The sequence below is a fragment of the Streptomyces sp. NPDC005820 genome, assembly GCF_040630255.1.
Lineage (GTDB): Bacteria > Actinomycetota > Actinomycetes > Streptomycetales > Streptomycetaceae > Streptomyces.
On the sequence record NZ_JBEXXE010000026.1, the window covers coordinates 113,593 to 132,492 of the forward strand.

At 70.0% G+C, this 18,900-nt stretch carries 12 protein-coding genes and 5 tRNA genes; 7 read left to right on the forward strand and 10 right to left on the reverse strand.

Annotated features, from left to right (window positions below):
• Positions 1-297: 297 nt before the first annotated feature.
• On the reverse strand, positions 298-1,392 hold the full coding sequence (locus ABZ464_RS29950; protein ID WP_359281692.1) for a Glu/Leu/Phe/Val dehydrogenase dimerization domain-containing protein: 1,095 nt from the start codon (positions 1,390-1,392) through the stop codon (positions 298-300).
• Between the two features lie 244 nt (positions 1,393-1,636).
• Here ABZ464_RS29950 and ABZ464_RS29955 point away from each other — a divergent pair, with 244 nt between their 5' ends.
• Both ABZ464_RS29955 and bldC read left to right on the forward strand, forming a co-directional pair.
• Entirely contained in the window at positions 1,637-2,479 is an 843-nt protein-coding gene (locus ABZ464_RS29955; RefSeq protein ID WP_359281694.1) for a hypothetical protein, read from the forward strand.
• A gap of 595 nt (positions 2,480-3,074) precedes the next feature.
• A complete protein-coding gene (gene bldC / locus ABZ464_RS29960) occupies positions 3,075-3,281 on the forward strand; it encodes a developmental transcriptional regulator BldC (protein WP_033321412.1) in 207 nt (68 codons plus the stop codon).
• A gap of 480 nt (positions 3,282-3,761) precedes the next feature.
• Here bldC and ABZ464_RS29965 read toward each other — a convergent pair whose 3' ends face one another.
• The 8 genes from ABZ464_RS29965 to ABZ464_RS30000 form a co-directional block, all read right to left on the reverse strand.
• Positions 3,762-3,989 carry a DUF6274 family protein gene (locus tag ABZ464_RS29965; RefSeq protein ID WP_359281697.1) on the reverse strand — a complete coding sequence of 76 codons (228 nt, stop codon included), beginning with the start codon at positions 3,987-3,989 and terminating at the stop codon, positions 3,762-3,764.
• Positions 3,990-4,459: 470 nt separating this feature from the next.
• Positions 4,460-4,534 (reverse strand) — tRNA-Asp (locus ABZ464_RS29970).
• A 94-nt stretch (positions 4,535-4,628) separates the two neighbouring features.
• Positions 4,629-8,573, reverse strand: coding sequence for an ATP-dependent RNA helicase HrpA (gene hrpA / locus ABZ464_RS29975; protein WP_359281699.1), 3,945 nt, complete (start codon positions 8,571-8,573; stop codon positions 4,629-4,631).
• A gap of 56 nt (positions 8,574-8,629) precedes the next feature.
• The gene (locus tag ABZ464_RS29980; protein WP_359281701.1) at positions 8,630-9,037 is read right to left on the reverse strand and encodes a hypothetical protein; all 408 of its coding nucleotides are present in this window, start codon (positions 9,035-9,037) and stop codon (positions 8,630-8,632) included.
• Between the two features lie 275 nt (positions 9,038-9,312).
• Positions 9,313-9,386: transfer RNA gene (locus ABZ464_RS29985), tRNA-Phe, on the reverse strand.
• Between the two features lie 24 nt (positions 9,387-9,410).
• Positions 9,411-9,485, reverse strand: a tRNA-Asp gene (locus ABZ464_RS29990).
• A 38-nt stretch (positions 9,486-9,523) separates the two neighbouring features.
• A tRNA-Glu gene (locus ABZ464_RS29995) sits at positions 9,524-9,596 on the reverse strand.
• Positions 9,597-9,676: 80 nt separating this feature from the next.
• Positions 9,677-11,236 carry a metallophosphoesterase gene (locus ABZ464_RS30000; RefSeq protein ID WP_359281703.1) on the reverse strand — a complete coding sequence of 520 codons (1,560 nt, stop codon included), beginning with the start codon at positions 11,234-11,236 and terminating at the stop codon, positions 9,677-9,679.
• Between the two features lie 117 nt (positions 11,237-11,353).
• On the opposite strand from ABZ464_RS30000, the gene ABZ464_RS30005 reads away from it, so the two are divergent.
• The 5 genes from ABZ464_RS30005 to ABZ464_RS30025 all read left to right on the forward strand — a co-directional run bounded on the left by ABZ464_RS30005 (position 11,354) and on the right by ABZ464_RS30025 (position 16,848).
• Positions 11,354-11,704, forward strand: coding sequence for a metallopeptidase family protein (locus ABZ464_RS30005; RefSeq protein ID WP_189776386.1), 351 nt, complete (start codon positions 11,354-11,356; stop codon positions 11,702-11,704).
• 145 nt (positions 11,705-11,849) lie between these two features.
• Entirely contained in the window at positions 11,850-12,389 is a 540-nt protein-coding gene (locus ABZ464_RS30010) for a hypothetical protein (RefSeq protein ID WP_359281704.1), read from the forward strand.
• A 255-nt stretch (positions 12,390-12,644) separates the two neighbouring features.
• A complete protein-coding gene (locus tag ABZ464_RS30015) occupies positions 12,645-15,020 on the forward strand; it encodes a DEAD/DEAH box helicase (protein ID WP_359281706.1) in 2,376 nt (791 codons plus the stop codon).
• A 127-nt stretch (positions 15,021-15,147) separates the two neighbouring features.
• Positions 15,148-16,671, forward strand: a complete 1,524-nt coding sequence (locus tag ABZ464_RS30020) for an amino acid permease (protein ID WP_359281708.1) — start codon at positions 15,148-15,150, stop codon at positions 16,669-16,671.
• 104 nt (positions 16,672-16,775) lie between these two features.
• A tRNA-Lys gene (locus ABZ464_RS30025) sits at positions 16,776-16,848 on the forward strand.
• Between the two features lie 83 nt (positions 16,849-16,931).
• On the opposite strand, the gene ABZ464_RS30030 is transcribed toward ABZ464_RS30025, so the two are convergent.
• Positions 16,932-18,698 carry a SpoIIE family protein phosphatase gene (locus ABZ464_RS30030; RefSeq protein ID WP_359281710.1) on the reverse strand — a complete coding sequence of 589 codons (1,767 nt, stop codon included), beginning with the start codon at positions 18,696-18,698 and terminating at the stop codon, positions 16,932-16,934.
• Between the last annotated feature and the right edge of the window lie 202 nt (positions 18,699-18,900).

Below are 18,900 nucleotides of genomic sequence, written 5' to 3' on the forward strand. Positions count from 1 at the left end.
AACGACGGGGCTCGCTGGCCCCAGGTTGACACGCGTTCATGATCCAGAACGGTCTCTCCTCGGAGAGCCCGTCGTAGGGCTCCCACGGTACCTGAGCCCACGCCCGTACGGTACGTCGCCCGTAGCACGCGCGTGTGCGCAGGACCTGTGAGACGCCCCGTCCTCGCTGGTCAGTGGCGATTTTAACCACTTATCGGCGGCCGACCCGCCGGGAAGAGTGAGAGTTCTCTCTAACTTTCCACCCGGCGGTACCGACCAAACCCTCGGGGCGCCTCCGGCGGACCCGTTGCCGGAGCCTCACCATCCGCGCGTCTGCGCCGCCTCGTGCATCCGCTGCTCGGCGATCCGGTCCGCCGCCGCGGCCGGCGGAATCCCGTCCTCCTTCGCACGTGCGAAGATCGCGAGGGTGGTGTCGAAGATCTTCGACGCCTTCGCCTTGCACCGCTCGAAGTCGAAGCCGTGGAGTTCGTCGGCGACCTGGATGACCCCGCCGGCGTTCACCACGTAGTCCGGCGCGTAGAGGATCCCGCGGTCGGCGAGGTCCTTCTCGACGCCCGGGTGGGCCAGCTGGTTGTTGGCCGCGCCGCAGACGATCCGCGCCGTGAGCACCGGGACCGACGCGTCGTTCAGCGCACCGCCGAGCGCGCAGGGGGCGTAGACGTCGAGCCCCTCGGTCCTGATCAGCGTCTCGGTGTCGGCGACCGCCGTCACCCCCTGCGGATGCCGGTCGAGGATGCGGCGTACGGCGTCCTCGCGCACGTCGGTGACGACGACCTCGGCGCCCTCGGCGCGCAGATGGTCCACCAGGTGGTGGCCGACCTTGCCGACGCCCGCGACGCCGACCCGGCGGCCGCGCAGCGAGGGGTCGCCCCAGGTGTGCTGGGCGGAGGCCCGCATGCCCTGGTAGACGCCGAAGGCGGTCAGCACGGAGGAGTCGCCCGCGCCCCCGTTCTCCGGTGAGCGGCCGGTCGTCCAGCGGCACTCACGGGCCACGACGTCCATGTCGGCGACATAGGTGCCGACGTCGCAGGCGGTCACGTACCGGCCGCCGAGCGAGGCCACGAAACGCCCGTAGGCGAGCAGCAGCTGTTCGGTCTTGATCGTGTCGGGGTTGCCGATGATCACGGCCTTCCCGCCGCCGTGGTCCAGACCGGCCAGGGCGTTCTTGTACGACATCCCGCGCGCGAGGTTCAGCGCGTCGGCGACGGCCTCCGCCTCGGTCGCGTAGGGGTAGAACCGGGTTCCGCCGAGCGCGGGGCCCAGCGCGGTGGAGTGGAGGGCGATGACGGCCTTGAGGCCGCTCTTGCGGTCCTGGCAGAGCACGACTTGCTCGTGACCCGTCTGTTCCGAGTGGAACAGGGTGTGCAGGACGCCGTTGTCTACGTCGGTCACGGTGGTGACTCCTGGGTAACTGGCGGCGGTCGGGACGCAGGCTCCCAAGGGGTGGCGGGGCCTGTGGGACGAGCGTAGAGCCTGCGTCGCCCGCCGAAGGCGCACCGGTGCGGATCACCTCCGTCCGGATGCCGGATCACCTCCTCCCGGAGTACGCCCGTGCGACGATTCGGCGGCATTTCCCGTGTCCCCCGCGCGCGGGTCGATCAGGTTTCCCGGCCGGGTGGCGGGGGAGGGAGCAGGCGTGCCCAAGGTGTCCTCGGTGATCGTCCCCTATGCGACCTACCTGCGCGTGTACGAGCCGCTGGCCGCCTTCCCCGAGCCCGAGCGCACCCACTGGACGCGCTACGCCCGCCGCCCGGACCGGCCCTCCTACCAGGACGAGCTGCGCCGCTCCCTGGCCGACCTGCTGCCCACCCCGCCGGTCGCGGTGCCGGTGCACGAGAGCGGCGAGGCGTTCGTCGCCGAGATGGACGGGGTGCTGCACATCTGCCCGTGGCGCACCCGGCTGCGCGGCTGGCAGGCCCTGTCCGAGCTGGGGGACGAACTGCCCGGGACGGTTCTGGAGGCGGTGCTTCCGGAGGTCGTACGGGCGCAGGCGGCGAAGGACTACGAGCGCTGGCGGGAGCTCAACCCCGACGCGCGCCCCTGGATCCGTACGGCGACCTGGCAGGTGCCGCTGAACTGGTTCGTGCTGTTCTCCGACGAGGAGCGGGTGTACGAGAAGGGGACCGGGGAGTCCGCGCCCGTGCTGAGGTACCGCACGCCGATGGTCCAGGCGCGGCGGCGGACGGCCCGGGGGCTGCGCACGCTCAAGGAGGCCATGGACGAGGGGCCGTTCATCGACGGTCTGCTGGACGTGGGCCGCTGGCTGGAGGAGTTCCATCCGCGTTCGCTGGTGGAACTGGATTACGGCGGCCTCGTGCACACCCTTCCGGCCGGCGGTCTGGAGGGCGACCACTCGGCGGCGGACGTCGCCGAGGGCATCGAGGCGCTGCGGGTGGGCGACGGGGCGGCGGCGGGCGAGGCGTACGGGCGGCTCGTGGAGCGATGGCGGGCGGTCCGGGACCGGCGTTCCGCCAATTAGGGGACCCCGTCGTACAGGCGTCTGATCCGGCATGCTGTGATCTGACGGTGTGACAGCTGCGACAGCGCTTTCCCGAGTGACCTGGGTCACGGCCGAAATGGGTCGAACGGCGTACGGTCAACCGCACTTCACGGAACTGACGGGACGTAGGTCCCTGATCCGGGCTTATGTCCCAAGGGTGACGGACCGCACGTACACGGCCCTTGCGCCGCTTGCCCCTCCTCGTGCCAAAATAGGACAAGGAGTCCGGGGAGGGCTCCATCCGCCTACTTATGCTCCATGGTGGGGGGAATCTCAGCATTGCACGCTTTGGGGGGTCTGGTGACTCCTGAGCGCCCCTGTGACTGATCGTCACAGTGACGTGACTGTCCGCTATGGCATGGTCCATCGGCTTCCGTCGCCGATGAACACCTGGGGGGCAATTCCATCGGTTTGGCCGACGCGGCTGGACAGATGGTGTAGTTGTAGTGCCGAGGACAAGCCGTTCGTCCTATAACCGACTCGACTCGCGTCCGCCATTTCGGGCAACGCGGGTCAAGGTGCAGAATTTAGAGGAAAGAACCGAGAAGGTTCGGTTCTCCCGAGGAGGCCGCTCATGACCGCTCGCACCCCTGATGCTGAGCCGCTGCTGACCCCGGCTGAGGTCGCCACCATGTTCCGCGTGGACCCGAAGACGGTCACGCGGTGGGCGAAGGCCGGCAAGCTCACGTCGATCCGTACGCTCGGCGGACACCGCCGTTACCGCGAGGCCGAGGTCCGCGCCCTGCTGGCGGGTATTCCGCAGCAGCGCACCGAGGCCTGAACAACTGAATAACCGGGCAATACGCCAGGTCCCCCAACCTGTGCGGACGCCCGAAACCTAGCTCCAAGCGACGTGGGTCCTGCCCCAACAGGTCCCTCGCCCACCGGGAACGTCGTCGATCGCGCTGGACTCCGCCGGGTCCAGCGCGATCTTTTTTGTGCGCTTGAGGTCGCTCGGGACCGCTGGAGGGCGTCTGTGGGGTGCGATCCGGTCGGTCTGTGAGCGACCCTGTCGGACTCTGGGGAGGGTGTGCGTGGGTTCCTGGGAGCACCTGACGGAGGGGCTTCAGGGTGTCCCGCGGACTTCCTCCCCAGTGGTGCAATTGCACATATTAAATTGACCAGTTGTAGGAGACGGGTAAGAACGCCCGGTTCCAAAACTTATTCCGTGACACCTGTCACATGCCAGTGGCCTTGTTGCGGCGCGCTTCCCTGCGCTAGTGAAGGAGCGGGCAACTGCCCCTGGCGGCACCGTCGTTGATCATGCCGTCGAGGAGCTGCCGTCCTCCAGGGCTTCCTCGAAGGCTTCCTCCAAGGCCTCCTCCAGCGTCTCTGCGGGGGCCTGTACGCCCCGTGGAGCGCCGTCCATGGCCAGCCGCAGCAGGCGGTGGCAGATCGGACAGTGGCGGGTCAGATGCCCGTACGACGACGCGGCCGACAGATGCGCGCGGAGTAATGCCCGCGTCTCGTGCCTAGCCGATGCCGCCATACGCCACCTCCAGGAGGGCCACACGGGGAAGGTGCCCTGAGTTCTGGGGTACCGAGCGAATGTGACGCCGTCAAGAGACGGGCTCCGCCGGGTTGGCCGCAAATCGCCGGCGGCGCTGGGGCCGTGGCCCGGGGGTGCCATCCTTGGCGGCCCCCCTTGGCGGCCCCCCGTGGCTGCCGCCTGGGGTCGCCGACCGGGGGCTGCCGCCCCCCGGACCCCCGCTTCGGCCCTGAACGGGCCTCGTCCTCAAACGCCGGACGGGCTGAGTTGCCGTGGCCGGTGCCGGGATCGGGGATGCACGAAGAGGCCCGGATCCGAAGATTCAGGCCTCTTGTCTTGCGGTCCTGACGGGATTTGCTGTGCCTGATTGCGGCTCCGCCGCGGGCGCGGCCTCCACGTTGACAGGGTGGCGAGCGGGGTTCGTGGCATGCGAAGAAGCCCGGATCCGAAGATCCGGGCTTCTTGTCTTGCGGTCCTGACGGGATTTGAACCCGCGGCCTCCACCTTGACAGGGTGGCGAGCACTCCAAACTGCTCCACAGGACCAGGTTTCGCGGCACTTCGTGTTGTGCTGTGCTGCGAGAAGGACTGTACAGGAGGGTGAGCCCGCTGGTCGAACTCACCCTCCGTGCGGGTGCCGTCACGGAGCGACAGCGTCGATCGCCTTCACGATCCGCTTGTCCGAGACCGGGTACGCCGTGCCCAGCGCATGGGCGAAATAGCTGACCCGGAGCTCCTCGATCATCCAGCGGATCTCCAGGACCGAGGATGGGACGGGCCGGCCCCGGGGCAGCTGCTCCAGGAGCCAGGCGTACTCGTCCTGCATCTCGTGGACCTTCTCCATGCGCGTGGTGTCCCGCTGGACCCCCGTCGGCATCTGCTGAAGGCGCCGGTCGGCGGCCACCAGGTAGCGCATGAGGTCCGGCAGCCGGCGCAGCCCCGCCCAGGTCACGAAGCCGGGCTTCACCAGGGCGTCCAACTGCTTGCGCACGTCGGTCAGGTTCGCGAGCAGCGCGGGGCTGCGCACGGCCTTCAGTCGCCGCTCACAGGCCTGCCAGGCGGCCAGCACCTGCTGCACCTGCCCGACGGTCCGCACGGTCGTGTCGACGATCTCCGCGCGCACCTTGTCGTACAGCTTCCGGTACGACTCCTCGTCCCACGCCGGCCCCCCGAGATCGGCGATCAGCTTGTCCGCCGCCGCCATCGCGCAGTCGTCGAACAGGGCCTGGATCGAACCGTGCGGATTGGCCGACAGAGCGAGCTTCTGAGCGTTTGTGAGCTTTTCGGACGCGAACTTCGCAGGATTGACCGGGATGTTGCGCAGAATGAGCCGCCGGGTGCCCTTCCACATTGCCTCCGCCTGCTCCGCCTCCGTGTCGAAGAGGCGGACCGACACCGTGTCGCCGTCGTCCACCAGCGCCGGGTACGCCTTCACCGGCTGGCCCGCGCGGCGCGTCTCGAACACCTGCGTGAGGGAGCCGATCGACCAGTCCGTCAGCCCCTTGCGCTCCAGCGACTCACCGCCCTGCCGTACGGCGGTGGCGGCGGCCGCCTGGGAGATGGCCTCGCGCGCCTTCGGCTTCAGCCGCAGCTTCAGCGCCTCCAGGTCCTTGTCCTCGGCGAGCTTGCGGCGCCGCTCGTCGACGATCCGGAAGGTGATCTTCAGATGGTCGGGGAGCTTCGACCAGTCGAAGTCCTCCGCCTCGAAGGGGACACCGACCATCCGCTTCAGATCGCGGGCCATGGCGGTCGTGAGGGGCTCCTGGAGGGGGACCGCCTGGTCCAGGAAGCGCTTCGCGAAGTTGGGCGCCGGCACGTAGTTGCGGCGGACCGGCTTGGGCAGGGAGCGGATCAGCTCTGTGACGACCTCTCCCCTCAGGCCCGGGATCTGCCAGTCGAAACCGTCGTCCGTGACCTGGTTGAGGACCTGCAGCGGGATGTGGACCGTCACACCGTCCGCGTCCGCACCGGGCTCGAACTGGTACGTCACACGGAACTTCAGCTGCCCCTGCCGCCAGGAGTCGGGATAGTCGGCCTTGGTGACCGCTTCCGCCGACTCCCGGATGAGCATCTCCCGCTCGAAGTCCAGGAAGTCGGGCTGCTCCTGCCGTTTGCGCTTCCACCAGGAGTCGAAGTGGGCGCCGGACACCACATGCTCGGGCACCCGCTGGTCGTAGAAGTCGAACAGCGTCTCGTCGTCCACGACGATGTCCCGGCGCCGGGCCCGGTTCTCCAGCTCCTCGACCTCGCTGAGGAGCTTGCGGTTGTCGGCGAAGAACTTGTGGTGCGTCCGCCAGTCGCCCTCGACGAGTGCGTTGCGGATGAAAAGCTCCCGGCTCGTCTCCGGGTCGATCCGGCCGTAGTTGACCTTCCGCTGGGCGATGATCGGCACGCCGTACAGCGTGACCTTCTCGAACGCCATCACGGCCGCCATGTCCTTCTCCCAGTGCGGCTCGCTGTACGTCCGCTTCAGGAGATGCCCGGCGAGCGGCTCGACCCACTCCGGTTCGATCTTCGCGTTGACCCGCGCCCACAGGCGGGACGTCTCGACCAGCTCGGCGGACATGACGAAACGGGGCGTCTTCTTGAAGAGCGCCGAGCCCGGGAAGATCGCGAACTTCGCGCTCCGCGCGCCCAGGTACTCGTTCTTCGCGCCGTCCTTCACGTCCTTCATGCCCACGTGGGACAGCAGACCCGCGAGCAGGGACACATGGATGCTGTCGCCCGGGGCGTCCTGCTCGTTGAGAGGGAGGCCCATCTGCTTGGCGACCGTTCGCAGCTGCGTATAGATGTCCTGCCACTCACGGATGCGCAGGAAGTTCAGGTACTCCTGCTTGCACATCCGGCGGAAGGACGACGAGCCGCGCTCGCGCTGCTGCTCACGGACGTACCGCCACAGATTGAGGTACGCCAGGAAGTCGCTCGTCTCGTCCTTGAAGCGGGCGTGCTGCTGGTCGGCCTGGGTCTGCTTGTCGGACGGGCGCTCGCGCGGGTCCTGGATGGACAGCGCGGCGGCTATGACCATGACCTCGCGGACACAGCCGTTCTTCTCGGCCTCCAGGACCATCCGGGCCAGGCGCGGGTCGACGGGGAGCTGGGCCAGCTTGCGGCCGGTCTGGGTCAGGCGGTTGCGCGGGTCCTTCTGGGCCGGGTCGAGCGCGTTCAGCTCCTGGAGCAGCTGGACGCCGTCGCGGATGTTTCGGTGGTCCGGCGGGTCGATGAAGGGGAACTTCTCGATGTCGCCGAGGCCGGCCGCGGTCATCTGCAGGATGACGGAGGCGAGGTTCGTACGGAGGATCTCCGCGTCGGTGAACTCCGGCCGGGCGTTGAAGTCGTCCTCGGTGTAGAGGCGGATGCAGATGCCGTCGCTGGTGCGTCCGCAGCGGCCCTTGCGCTGGTTGGCGCTGGCCTGGCTGATCGGCTCGATGGGCAGGCGCTGCACCTTGGTGCGATGGCTGTAGCGGCTGATCCGGGCGAAGCCGGGGTCGATGACGTACTTGATGCCGGGGACGGTGAGGGAGGTCTCGGCGACGTTGGTCGCCAGAACGATCCTGCGCCCGGTGTGCGGCTGGAAGACGCGGTGCTGCTCGGCGTGCGAGAGGCGGGCGTAGAGCGGCAGCACCTCCGTGAACCGGTACTGCTTCTTCTCCAGCGCGTCCGCCGTGTCCCGGATCTCGCGCTCACCGGAGAGGAAGACGAGGATGTCGCCCCGGCCCTCGCCCTGGAGTTCCTCGACGGCGTCGCAGATGGCGGTGATCTGGTCGCGGTCGGCGTCCTCGGAGTCCTCCTCTAGGAGGGGCCGGTACCGCACCTCGACCGGATACGTCCGTCCACTGACCTCGATGATCGGTGCGTCGCCGAAGTGCCGGGAGAAACGCTCGGGATCGATGGTCGCGGAGGTGATGACGACCTTCAGATCGGGCCGCCGGGGCAGCAGCTGCGCCAGATACCCCAACAGGAAGTCGATGTTCAGGGACCGCTCGTGGGCCTCGTCGATGATGATCGTGTCGTAGGCGCGCAGCTCGCGGTCCGTCTGGATCTCGGCGAGCAGGATGCCGTCCGTCATCAGCTTCACGAAGGTGGCGTCCGGGTTCACCTGGTCGGTGAAGCGGACCTTCCAGCCGACGGCCTCACCGAGCGGCGTCCGCAGCTCCTCGGCGACGCGCTCGGCGACCGTACGGGCGGCGATCCTTCTCGGCTGGGTGTGTCCGATCATGCCGCGGACGCCACGGCCCAGCTCGAGACAGATCTTCGGAATCTGGGTCGTCTTGCCGGACCCGGTCTCACCGGCGACGATGACGACCTGGTGATCACGGATGGCGGCCGCGATCTCGTCCTTCTTCTGGCTGACCGGGAGCTGCTCGGGATACGTGACGGCCGGGACGCGGCCGCGCCGCAGGACCATCCGTTCCTCGACCTGTGTTACCTCCGCCTCGATCTCGGCGAGGACGGCGGCACGGGCCTCCGGCTTGCGGATCTTGCGCGCGCCTTCGAGCCTGCGCCCGAGCCGGTGCGCGTCGCGCAGGGACAGCTCGGCCAGGCGGGGGGCGAGGGCGCCGAGGGCGGGGGCAGGGTGCGTAGACATACGCGATCCAGGATCTCATCCCCGCCAAATACGTGGCGAACCCTTTTGCGTACGCGTCAGGAGCTGCGCGGCGCCGGGGGAGCGACGGGGGCCGGTGCGGCGGGGGAGGAGGGCGCCGGGGTGGCCGCTGCGGGTGTTGCCGGGGCTGCGGGTGCCGGGGGCGCCGAGGGCGTCGAGGGTGCCGCCGCTGCGGCGGCCAGCGCGGCGGCCTCGGCGCGGCGCTGGGGATCCGCGAGGGCGATGGTCTTCGCCGTGTTGGACACGGCCTTGATGCCCAGATAGGCGGTGGTCGTGCTGCTCACGGCCGTGAAGGCGGCGGTCAGCACCCCGATGATCACCGAGCGGTCCCCGTCCAGCCGCCAGACCCCGAAGACGGCGATCCCGGCGACCGCCAGATTGCTGACGATCACCGCCATCAGCCCGTACCGCGCCCGGTCCTTCTCCAGTGCGACGCTCCCGCTCACGCGCTCCCCGCCCCTCCGCAACACACCGACGGCCACGAACGTACCGGATGCCGACCGGGTGAGGAGGGGCCTGAGAAGGGACTGGAGAAGGGGACGGAAGCAGGAGCGGCCGCCGTCAATCTAGTGACACCGGCTCGATCTTGACTGGCAGGGGTCGCCGACTTCCAGGTGGTCTGGGTCAGGGTGGGTGCGAACTCGACCACGACCCCGAACGGAAAGCAACGAAAGACCCCCGTCGGTTTCCCGGCGGGGGTCTTTCCGCTGTTCAGCGGTTGTGGCTGGGGCCGGGGTCGAACCGGCGACCTATCGCTTTTCAGGCGATCGCTCGTACCAACTGAGCTACCCAGCCACGAGGTTTCACGTGAAACCTCAGCGGTCCTGACGGGATTTGAACCCGCGGCCTCCACCTTGACAGGGTGGCGAGCACTCCAAACTGCTCCACAGGACCAAGCTGTTGCGTACGACAGTGTCGCACACGATGTTGCGTGCCCCCAACGGGATTCGAACCCGTGCTACCGCCTTGAAAGGGCGGCGTCCTAGGCCGCTAGACGATGAGGGCTATCGGCCCGCCTGCGCGCTTCTCAGCGCGTCGGGGACGTGAGAAGCATATGGGATGGCGGGAGGGATCGCCAAAACGGTTTACGGGGAGGCGCTGGGAGAGGTGGGGGAGGCGGGTGACGGGGGCGAGGAGGAGGGCGGGGTCGGGGAGGCTCCGGGCTGGTTCTCCTTCGGGAGGTGGCGGCTGACTTCTGCCGTCGTCAGGCCCAGCCCGCCGAGTTTGATCTCGTCCCAGGCCTGGAGGCGCTTGGTGCCGCGGTCGAAGTAGAGGATCGAGGCCTCGATGGGGTCGGGGTACTCGCCCTCGACGGCCCGTAGCCCGCTGCCGCCCGTCGAGCCCTCCACGCGCAGCCGGGTGCCGTTCTTCATGATCTCCATCTCCTCGTGGTGGAGATGGCCGGAGAGGACGAGGGGAACCGTGCCGTCCGTGCGGCGGGCCGCGGACGGTTCGTGGACGACGGCCACGTCGACCGGGGTGCCGGCGGTCGTCTCGGTGCGCAGCGCCTCCGCCAGCCGGTCGCCCGCCGCCTCCTGGGACGCCCCGGCGCCCGGTACCGAGGAGCGGTCGGGGGTGAACTGGGGGTCGCCCATGCCCGCGAAGCGCAGCCCCGCGATGGTCTCGGCCCGGCCTTCGTCGAGGACGTGCACGTTCTTGATGCGCTCCAGGTAGCCCTGGGTGACCCGGGAGTCGTGGTTGCCGCGGACCCAGACGTACGGTGCGCCGAGGTCGGCGATGGGGTCGAGGAAGCCGTTCTCGGCGGACGTGCCGTGGTCCATGGTGTCGCCGGAGTCGACGATCACGTTCACCTTGTACTGCTCCACCAGCGAGGCGATGATCTTCCAGCTCGCGGGGTTGAGGTGGATGTCGGAGACGTGCAGGACGCGGACCGTGGTGGGGTCGGGCTGGTAGGCCGGGAGGGTCGAGGTGACGTCGTAGAGCTTGGTCACGTTCGTCACCAGGCGGGCCAGTTCCTGCTGGTAGACGTCGAACTCGGTGACGATGCTGCGGGCGTTGCCGACGAGGGAGGGCGCGGAGGAGAGCAGGCCGGAGAAGCGGGGTTCGAGGACCGACTTCGGGTTCCAGGTGGCGTACGCGGTGGCGCCGGAGGCGGCGAGGAGGGCCAGGGCGAGGCCGCCGGCGGCGAGGGCGCGGCGCGGGCGGCGGTAGACGACGAGGCCGAGCGCGGTGGCCCCGGAGACGACGGCGACGCAGGAGCGCACGGCGAGGTCCAGGGTGCCGTGCTCGACGTCGTGGGCCACCTCGTCCTGGAGGCCGGAGAGGCGCTCGGGGTGGTCGACGAGGGCCTGGGAGCGGGAGGGGTCGAGCTGGTCGACGTTGACGTCCAGGCGGAGCGGGGCGGTGTGGCTGTCGAGGGTGAGGGCGCCCAGCGGGGACACGTTGATCTTGGTGCCGCCGGTGAGGGAGGGGCGCAGGGTCATCGTCGTGTTCATGGGGCCGACCGGTACGCGTACGTTCCCGACGACCAGCAGCCCCAGCCAGGCGCCCAGCAGAACCACCGCGACGAGGCCGAGCGTGCGGGACCAGGGGCGCGGGCGGGGTGCGAGGTCGAGCGTGGGCGTGGTGGGAGCGGGGGGCTTACGGGGGGCGCGGACACGGAAACGGACACGGACGCGAGCCATTGGTGCCGTATGCCCGGGTGCGCGGCCGGGTATGCGGTCGGACGGTCGGCGGCCCTCGCTGTCGTGGTCGGCGGCAGGTTCTCCTCCGACAGGGGTGGTGTACCCGACAATGGGCCTGTGCTGGAGATGACGCGCGAGGAGTTCGAGGAACTGGTCGCCGAGGCGCTGGACCGGATTCCGCCGGAGTTGACGCGGCTGATGGACAACGTCGCGGTGTTCGTCGAGGACGAGCCGCCGGCGGACGATCCCGAGCTGCTCGGGCTGTACGAGGGGACTCCGCTGACGGACCGCGGGGAGTGGTACGCGGGGGTGCTGCCCGACCGGATCACGATCTACCGGGGGCCGACGCTGCGGATGTGCGGGACCCGCGAGGAGGTCGTCGCGGAGACCGAGGTGACGGTGGTGCACGAGATCGCCCACCACTTCGGTATCGACGACGCACGGCTGCACGCCCTCGGCTACGGCTGACGGTCACGGCCACGGCCACGGCTGACGCTCACGCCCGAGCCGCATGGTCAGGGCCGGCGTCCTTCGTGAACGGGGCGCGTGTCCTCCTGCGGGCGGCGGGAGTTGGTGAGGTTGACTCATCTGCGCCTGCACCGGAGGTGGCCCCGTGCGCCCCATGTACGTACCCGTTCGTCTGGCCGCCACCGTTCTGGCCGTCACCGCCGCCGCCGGCTGCATGAGCGTGGGGGACGACGCGGAAGGCCCGGCCAAGCCGTCGCACTCGGCGGGGCAGCGGGGCGGCGCGGAGCCCGACGGGGGTCCGGCGGGCGTGGGCGGCGGCTACCTGGGCGCCGCGGGCGGGGACGGCAAGCACGGGCACGGGAAGGGCCGGGGCCGGCACGGGGCGAGCGCCTCCGCCTCGGCGACCGCCTCGCCGTCCGCCGGCGGCAGCGCGTCGGCGTCGGCGGGCCCGGCCGAGCCGGGGCGGACGGTGAAGCCGGGCGAGCCGACGCCGACGAAGGAGCAGCCGACGACGCCCGGCTCGCCCGCCCCGGAGCCTCCGGCGCCGTCCCCCGAGCCGCCGTCGCCCGCGCCGGACCCGACGGTCGCGGAACCCTCGTCCTCCGCGCACGAGGAGACCGGCGGCGGAACGGCCGCCCAGATGCTCCAGCGGGAGCCGGCACCGGAGGCGGGGGCGCCGGTCTAGCGCCGGTGACCGGTCCCGGGCCGCGAGGTGACGTGGCGAGGGTCTCCCCGGTGTTCCGGGGGTCTGATTTGCCTTCGGTGGGGCAGGGTGCGTATGGTGGTAGATCGTTTGATCCCATTTGCCCGGCGCCACCACAGAGCGCGCCGTGTGGCGCGTACTCTCCCTTGCCGTGGCGGACCGCATTGAGGCGGTCGTAATGCGAACACGGAGTTGACGGGCGCGTGCCGACGAGACTCCGGAAGGTTTCGCTTACGCATGTCCATTTCCAGTGCCGATCACGCCGTCCTGCCCGAGGACATTGAGGCCCCCGAGACCGTCGAGACCGAGACGGCCGAGGCGGTCGTCGAGCTCGACAGCATCGGCGACGTCGAGCTCGACGACCTCGACAACGAGATCGTCGACATCGTCGAGGTCGCCGACGCGACCGACGAGACCGACACGACCGACCAGACCCCCGAGATCACCTTCGCCGACCTGGGCCTGCCCGAGGGCGTCGTGCGCAAGCTCGCGCAGAACGGTGTGACGGTCCCCTTCCCGATCCAGGCCGCGACCATCCCGGACGCCCTGGTCGGCAAGGACATCCTCGGCCGTGGCCGCACCGGCTCCGGCAAGACCCTCTCCTTCGGTCTGCCGACCCTGGCCACGCTGGCCGGCGGTCACACCCAGCGCCACAAGCCGCGCGCCGTCATCCTCACCCCCACCCGTGAGCTGGCCATGCAGGTGGCCGACGCGCTCCAGCCGTACGGCGACGTCCTCGGCCTGAAGATGAAGGTCGTCTGCGGCGGTACGTCGATGGGCAACCAGATCTACGCCCTCGAGCGCGGCGTCGACATCCTCGTCGCCACCCCGGGCCGGCTGCGCGACATCATCAACCGCGGCGCCTGCTCCCTCGAGGACGTGCAGATCGCCGTCCTCGACGAGGCCGACCAGATGTCCGACCTGGGCTTCCTGCCCGAGGTCACCGAGCTGCTCGACCAGGTGCCGGCCGGCGGCCAGCGCATGCTCTTCTCCGCCACGATGGAGAACGAGATCAAGACCCTCGTCGACCGCTACCTGAACAAGCCGGTCTCGCACGAGGTCGACGCCGCCCAGGGCGCCGTCACGACCATGTCCCACCACATCCTGATCGTGAAGCCCAAGGACAAGGCGCCGGTCACCGCCGCGATCGCCTCCCGCAAGGGCCGCACCATCATCTTCGTCCGCACCCAGCTGGGCGCCGACCGCGTCGCCGAGCAGCTGCGCGAGGCGGGCGTGAAGGCGGACGCGCTGCACGGCGGCATGACGCAGGGCGCGCGGACCCGCACGCTGGCCGACTTCAAGGACGGGTACGTCAACGTCCTGGTCGCGACGGACGTGGCGGCCCGAGGGATCCACGTCGACGGCATCGACCTGGTCCTCAACGTCGACCCGGCCGGCGACCACAAGGACTACCTGCACCGGGCCGGCCGTACGGCGCGTGCCGGGCGTACGGGCACGGTCGTGTCCCTCTCCCTGCCGCACCAGCGCCGTCAGATCTTCCGGCTGATGGAGGACGCCGGCGTCGACGCCGCGCGCCACATCATCCAGGGCGGCGCCGCCTTCGACCCGGAGGTCGCCGAGATCACCGGCGCCCGCTCGATGACCGAGGTCCAGGCGGAGTCCGCGGGCAACGCGGCCCAGCAGGCCGAGCGCGAGGTCGCCCACCTCAGCAAGCAGCTGGAGCGGGCGCAGCGTCGCGCGACCGAGCTGCGCGAGGAGGCGGACCGGCTGGTCGCCCGGGTCGCCCGCGAGCGCGGCGAGGACCCCGAGGCGGCGGTGGCCGAGGCGCAGGAGCAGGCCGAGGCCGAGGTGCAGGCGGCGGTCGAGGCGGCCTCCGTCCCCGAGCAGCCGGCCGCGCGTGACATCGACCGGGTCGCGCGCGAGGAGCGCACGCCGTCCACGCCGTCGTACGAGCGCCGTGAGCGTCGTGACGACCGTGGTGGCCGTCCGTTCGAGCGTCGTGACGACCGTGGTGGCCGTTCCTTCGAGCGTCGTGACGACCGGGACAACCGCGACAACCGTGGCGGCTTCAACCGTGACGACCGTGGCGCCCGTGGTTTCAACCGCGACCGTGACGACCGTGGTGGCCGTCCGTTCGAGCGTCGTGACGACCGTGGCGGCTTCCGCCGTGACGACCGGGACAACCGCGACAGCCGCGACAACCGTGGCGGCTTCAACCGTGACGACCGTGGCGCCCGTGGTTTCAACCGCGACCGTGACGACCGTGGTGGCCGTTCCTTCGAGCGTCGTGACGACCGCGGTGGCTTCCGCCGTGACGACCGCGAGAACCGCGACAACCGCGGCGGCTTCAACCGCGACAACCGCGACAACCGCGACAACCGTGACCGCGACGACCGTGGCAGCCGTGGCTTCGAGCGTCGTGACGACCGTGGCGGCTTCCGCCGTGACGACCGTGCCGGTCACCGGGGCAGCGACCGCCCGTTCAACCGTGACCGCCGCGACGACCGCCCGGGCTTCCGCTCCGGCGGCCACGACCGCCCGTTCGGCCGCCGCGACGACCACCGCGGTGAGCACCGGGGAAGCGGCAGCGGCAGCGGCAGCGGCTCCTTCGGCCGCCGCGACGACAAGCCGCGCTGGAAGCGCAACGGCTGACGCCGGCCACTAGGTGACTGAAGGGCCCGTACGACTCCTCGTCGTACGGGCCCTTTCGGCGCCCGACCCCAGTTTTCAGCCAAGTTGTGACGTGTGTCACGGCCCCGACGCGGGCATTGCTGGGGGCATGACAGATGAAGGCACAGGGAGCGGCCTCTCGGACGAGGAGCGGCTGGCCCAGCTCGGTTACACGCAGGTTCTCGCCCGCCGCATGTCGGCGTTCTCCAACTACGCGGTCTCCTTCACGATCATCTCGGTCCTCTCCGGCTGTCTGACCCTCTACCTCTTCGGGATGAACACCGGCGGCCCCGCGGTGATCACCTGGGGCTGGGTGGCCGTGGGCCTCATGACCCTCTTCGTGGGCCTGTCGATGGCCGAGATCTGCTCGGCGTACCCGACCTCCGCGGGCCTGTACTTCTGGGCCCACCGCCTCGCCCCGCCCCGTACGGCCGCCGCGTGGGCGTGGTTCACGGGCTGGTTCAACGTGCTGGGCCAGGTCGCCGTCACCGCGGGCATCGACTTCGGTGCGGCGTCCTTCCTCGGGGCGTACCTCAACCTCCAGTTCGACTTCGAGGTGACGCCCGGCCGCACGGTCGTGCTGTTCGCCGCGATCCTGCTCCTGCACGGTCTGCTGAACACCTTCGGCGTGCGGATCGTCGCACTGCTGAACAGCGTGAGCGTGTGGTGGCACGTCATCGGCGTAGCGGTGATCGTCGGCGCCCTGGCCTTCGTACCGGACCACCACCAGTCCGCGTCCTTCGTGTTCGGGGAGTTCGTCAACCACACGGGCTGGGGGAGCGGCTTCTACGTGGTGCTGCTCGGCCTCCTCATGGCCCAGTACACCTTCACCGGCTACGACGCCTCCGCCCATATGACCGAGGAGACGCACGACGCCTCCACGGCCGGCCCCAAGGGCATCGTCCAGTCGATCTGGACCTCCTGGATCGCCGGCTTCGTCCTGCTGCTCGGCTTCACCTTCGCCATCCAGTCCTACGACGGCGCCCGCAACTCCCCGACCGGCGCACCGCCCGCCCAGATCCTCCTCGACGCCCTCGGCGCCACGGCGGGCAAGCTGCTGCTCCTGGTGGTGATCGGCGCCCAGCTGTTCTGCGGGATGGCCTCGGTGACCGCCAACAGCCGTATGATCTACGCCTTTTCGAGGGACGGCGCGCTGCCCTGGTCGCATGTCTGGCACACGGTCAGCCCGCGCACCCGGACCCCGGTGGCGGCGGTCTGGCTGGCGGCCGGCGGCGCGCTGGTCCTCGGCCTGCCGTATCTGATCAACCTCACGGCCTACGCGGCGGTGACCTCCATCGCCGTGATCGGCCTCTACATCGCCTATGTCATCCCGACGCTGCTGCGGGTCCGCAAGGGCGAGGACTTCGAGCGGGGTCCGTGGCATCTGGGCCGCTGGTCGCGCGCGATCGGCGTGGTGTCGGTGGCGTGGGTCGTGGTGATCACGGTGCTGTTCATGCTGCCGCAGGTCGCCCCCGTCACCTGGGAGAACTTCAACTACGCCCCGGTCGCCGTCCTCGTCGTCCTCGGCTTCGCGGGCGCGTGGTGGCTGGCTTCGGCGCGGAAGTGGTTCCTCAACCCCGACCATGAACGGACCGTCGCACGGGAGGCGGCAAGGGCGGCGAAGACCCCGTAACGGGCCGATCTTCACCGCTTCCGACCGCTCGACGCGGCCGCGTCGCCAATACCCGATCGGAGACGCGGCCGGGTCCGGCTATGCTCGGGGAGGCAACATCGCCTGGGCCCTTAGCTCAATTGGCAGAGCAGTGGACTTTTAATCCATTGGTTGTGGGTTCGAGTCCCACAGGGCCTACGGACGGTGGTCGGGGGATATCGCCTCCGATCTGCTGTGCGGCGCCCGGTTCGGCTTCGGCCGGATCGGGCGCCGCGGCGTTTTCACGCCCGTCGGCGGGCCGCCAGCAGCGCGATATCGTCCTCGAACCTGCCGTTGGTCAGCTGGGTGAGCAGGGTGTCGAGCAGCTGCTCCAGCGGGCCGTCGGCCGACAGACCCATCTCGGTGAGGGCGCGCATGCCGTCGTCGATGTCCACCCCGCGCTGTTCCACGAGGCCGTCGGTGTAGAGGAGGAGCACGTCTCCGGGCCCGAAGGAGAACGTTGTCACCTCGTAGTCGCCGAGTTCCGTACCGATCGGGGGACCGGCCGGCAGGCTCAGCACCTTCGCGTCGCCGTCCGGGCGGACGAGGACGGGTGGCAGATGGCCGGCCGTGGCCGCGGTGCAGGTGTCGGTCTCGGGGTCCACGAGGACGAGGAGACAGGTGGCGACCCGGTCGAGACCGAGGCGGGCGGCCCGCCGGTCGGCCTCGGCGAGTATGGCGTCGACGGGCAGACAGGACGTGGCGACCGTGCGCAGGACGGAGCGGTACTGGCTCATGGCGACGGCCGCCTTGAAGCCGTGTCCCATCACATCGCCCATGACGAGCAGGGTGCGGTCGCACGGCAGGGCGATGGAGTCGTACCAGTCCCCGCCGACGAGGGCGCTGCGGCCGGAGGGCAGATACCGGGTGGCCACCTCCACACTGGAGTTGACGCTGTCGGGCTCGGAGAGCAGCGCGCGCTGGAGTTCCAGGGTCATGGTGTGGTCGTGGGTGTAGCGGCGGGCGCTGTCGATGGAGACGGCCGCACGGCCGGCCACTCCCTGGGCGGTGAGCATGTCGTCGTCGGTGAAGGGGGCGGAGTCCCCGGCCCGCATCAGGATGACGACCCCGACGGAGCGGCCCGTGGTGCGCAGCGGGGCGACGAGCACCGAGTGGATGCCGGCCGCACGGATGACCTTGACGTGGTCCGGTTCCGCGACGAGCTTCCGGAACAGTTCGTCGGAGGCCATGTTGCCGCGCCACGGGCGTCCGCTGTCCATGCAGCGGCGGACGAGGGAGCCGCGCGGGAAATCGACGTAGGGGCCGGGGCCGGACAGTTCACGCAGGTGCCACTTCAGCTCCGGCGGCGCCGCCAGCTGCATCTTCCTCAGCCGCAGTACGCCGGGGCGCAGCGGAGGCCCGTCCTGGGGCTCGTCGTCGATGATGGCCACGGCGGCCACGTCGGCCAGGGACGGGGCGAGGAAGTCGGCGAGTTCGCCGCAGGTGGTCGCCATGTCCAGAGTGGTGCCGACACGGACGGTCGCGGCGTCCAGCAGGGCGAGCCGCTGGTGGGCGTCCTCCAGGTCGTCCATGTACTGGCGCAGATTGCTGACCTCCACGCCGATGGCGCACACCCCGATGACCTGCCCGTGCGACTCGAGTCGGTGGACCACGGCCCGCCACAGCCGGCGTCCGCCCGGGGCGGGGTCGAGGTCGGTGGTCAGCGTCACCTCCCGGGACCGCCCGTCCGCGAGCACCTCGATCAGGACGTCGTCGGGCACCTGGACCTCCGGCAGCACCTCGCCGAACTTGCGGCCCACGAACGCGGTGGCGGGGACACCGGTGGCCTGGGACCAGGCGGGATTGACGTAGAGATAGCGCAGATGGGTGTCAAGGATGATCACGGGAGCGGAGGTGCCCTCGATGATCCCGCGCAGGAAGCCGCAGTCGCAGGCCTCCTCCGTGGCGTCGGCCGTGAGCGTGGGCGCGCGGTCGGTGACCGCTGTGCGCGGCCCCTGGGGCTGAACCGGGGGAAAGAGCCACGACGGCGGGAGTTGTTCAGCGTTCACCGTCTTCTCCAGCTGTCCGGGGAAGCTGTCCGGGGAAGTCGATTCCCTTCCCATCCTGTGGGCAGGGAAGGGGCGGCGCATCTTGGCTGATCGAGGATCCTGGACCCTCCGCGCGGGTCACGCGAGCCTCCGTACGGGCACGCGCGAGATCCCCCGCCAGAGGCGTGACCCGTACGACCCGTACGACCCGTACGACCCCGTA

What these genes read in the sequence shown, in the direction of transcription:
- bldC (WP_033321412.1), top strand. Translation starts at nt 3,075, where the DNA reads ATGACCGCTCGCACCCCTGATGCTGAGCCGCTGCTGACCCCGGCTGAG.
- ABZ464_RS29965 (WP_359281697.1), bottom strand. Translation starts at nt 3,989, where the DNA reads ATGGCGGCATCGGCTAGGCACGAGACGCGGGCATTACTCCGCGCGCAT.
- hrpA (WP_359281699.1), bottom strand. Translation starts at nt 8,573, where the DNA reads ATGTCTACGCACCCTGCCCCCGCCCTCGGCGCCCTCGCCCCCCGCCTG.
- ABZ464_RS30000 (WP_359281703.1), bottom strand. Translation starts at nt 11,236, where the DNA reads ATGGCTCGCGTCCGTGTCCGTTTCCGTGTCCGCGCCCCCCGTAAGCCC.
- ABZ464_RS30015 (WP_359281706.1), top strand. Translation starts at nt 12,645, where the DNA reads ATGTCCATTTCCAGTGCCGATCACGCCGTCCTGCCCGAGGACATTGAG.
- ABZ464_RS30020 (WP_359281708.1), top strand. Translation starts at nt 15,148, where the DNA reads ATGACAGATGAAGGCACAGGGAGCGGCCTCTCGGACGAGGAGCGGCTG.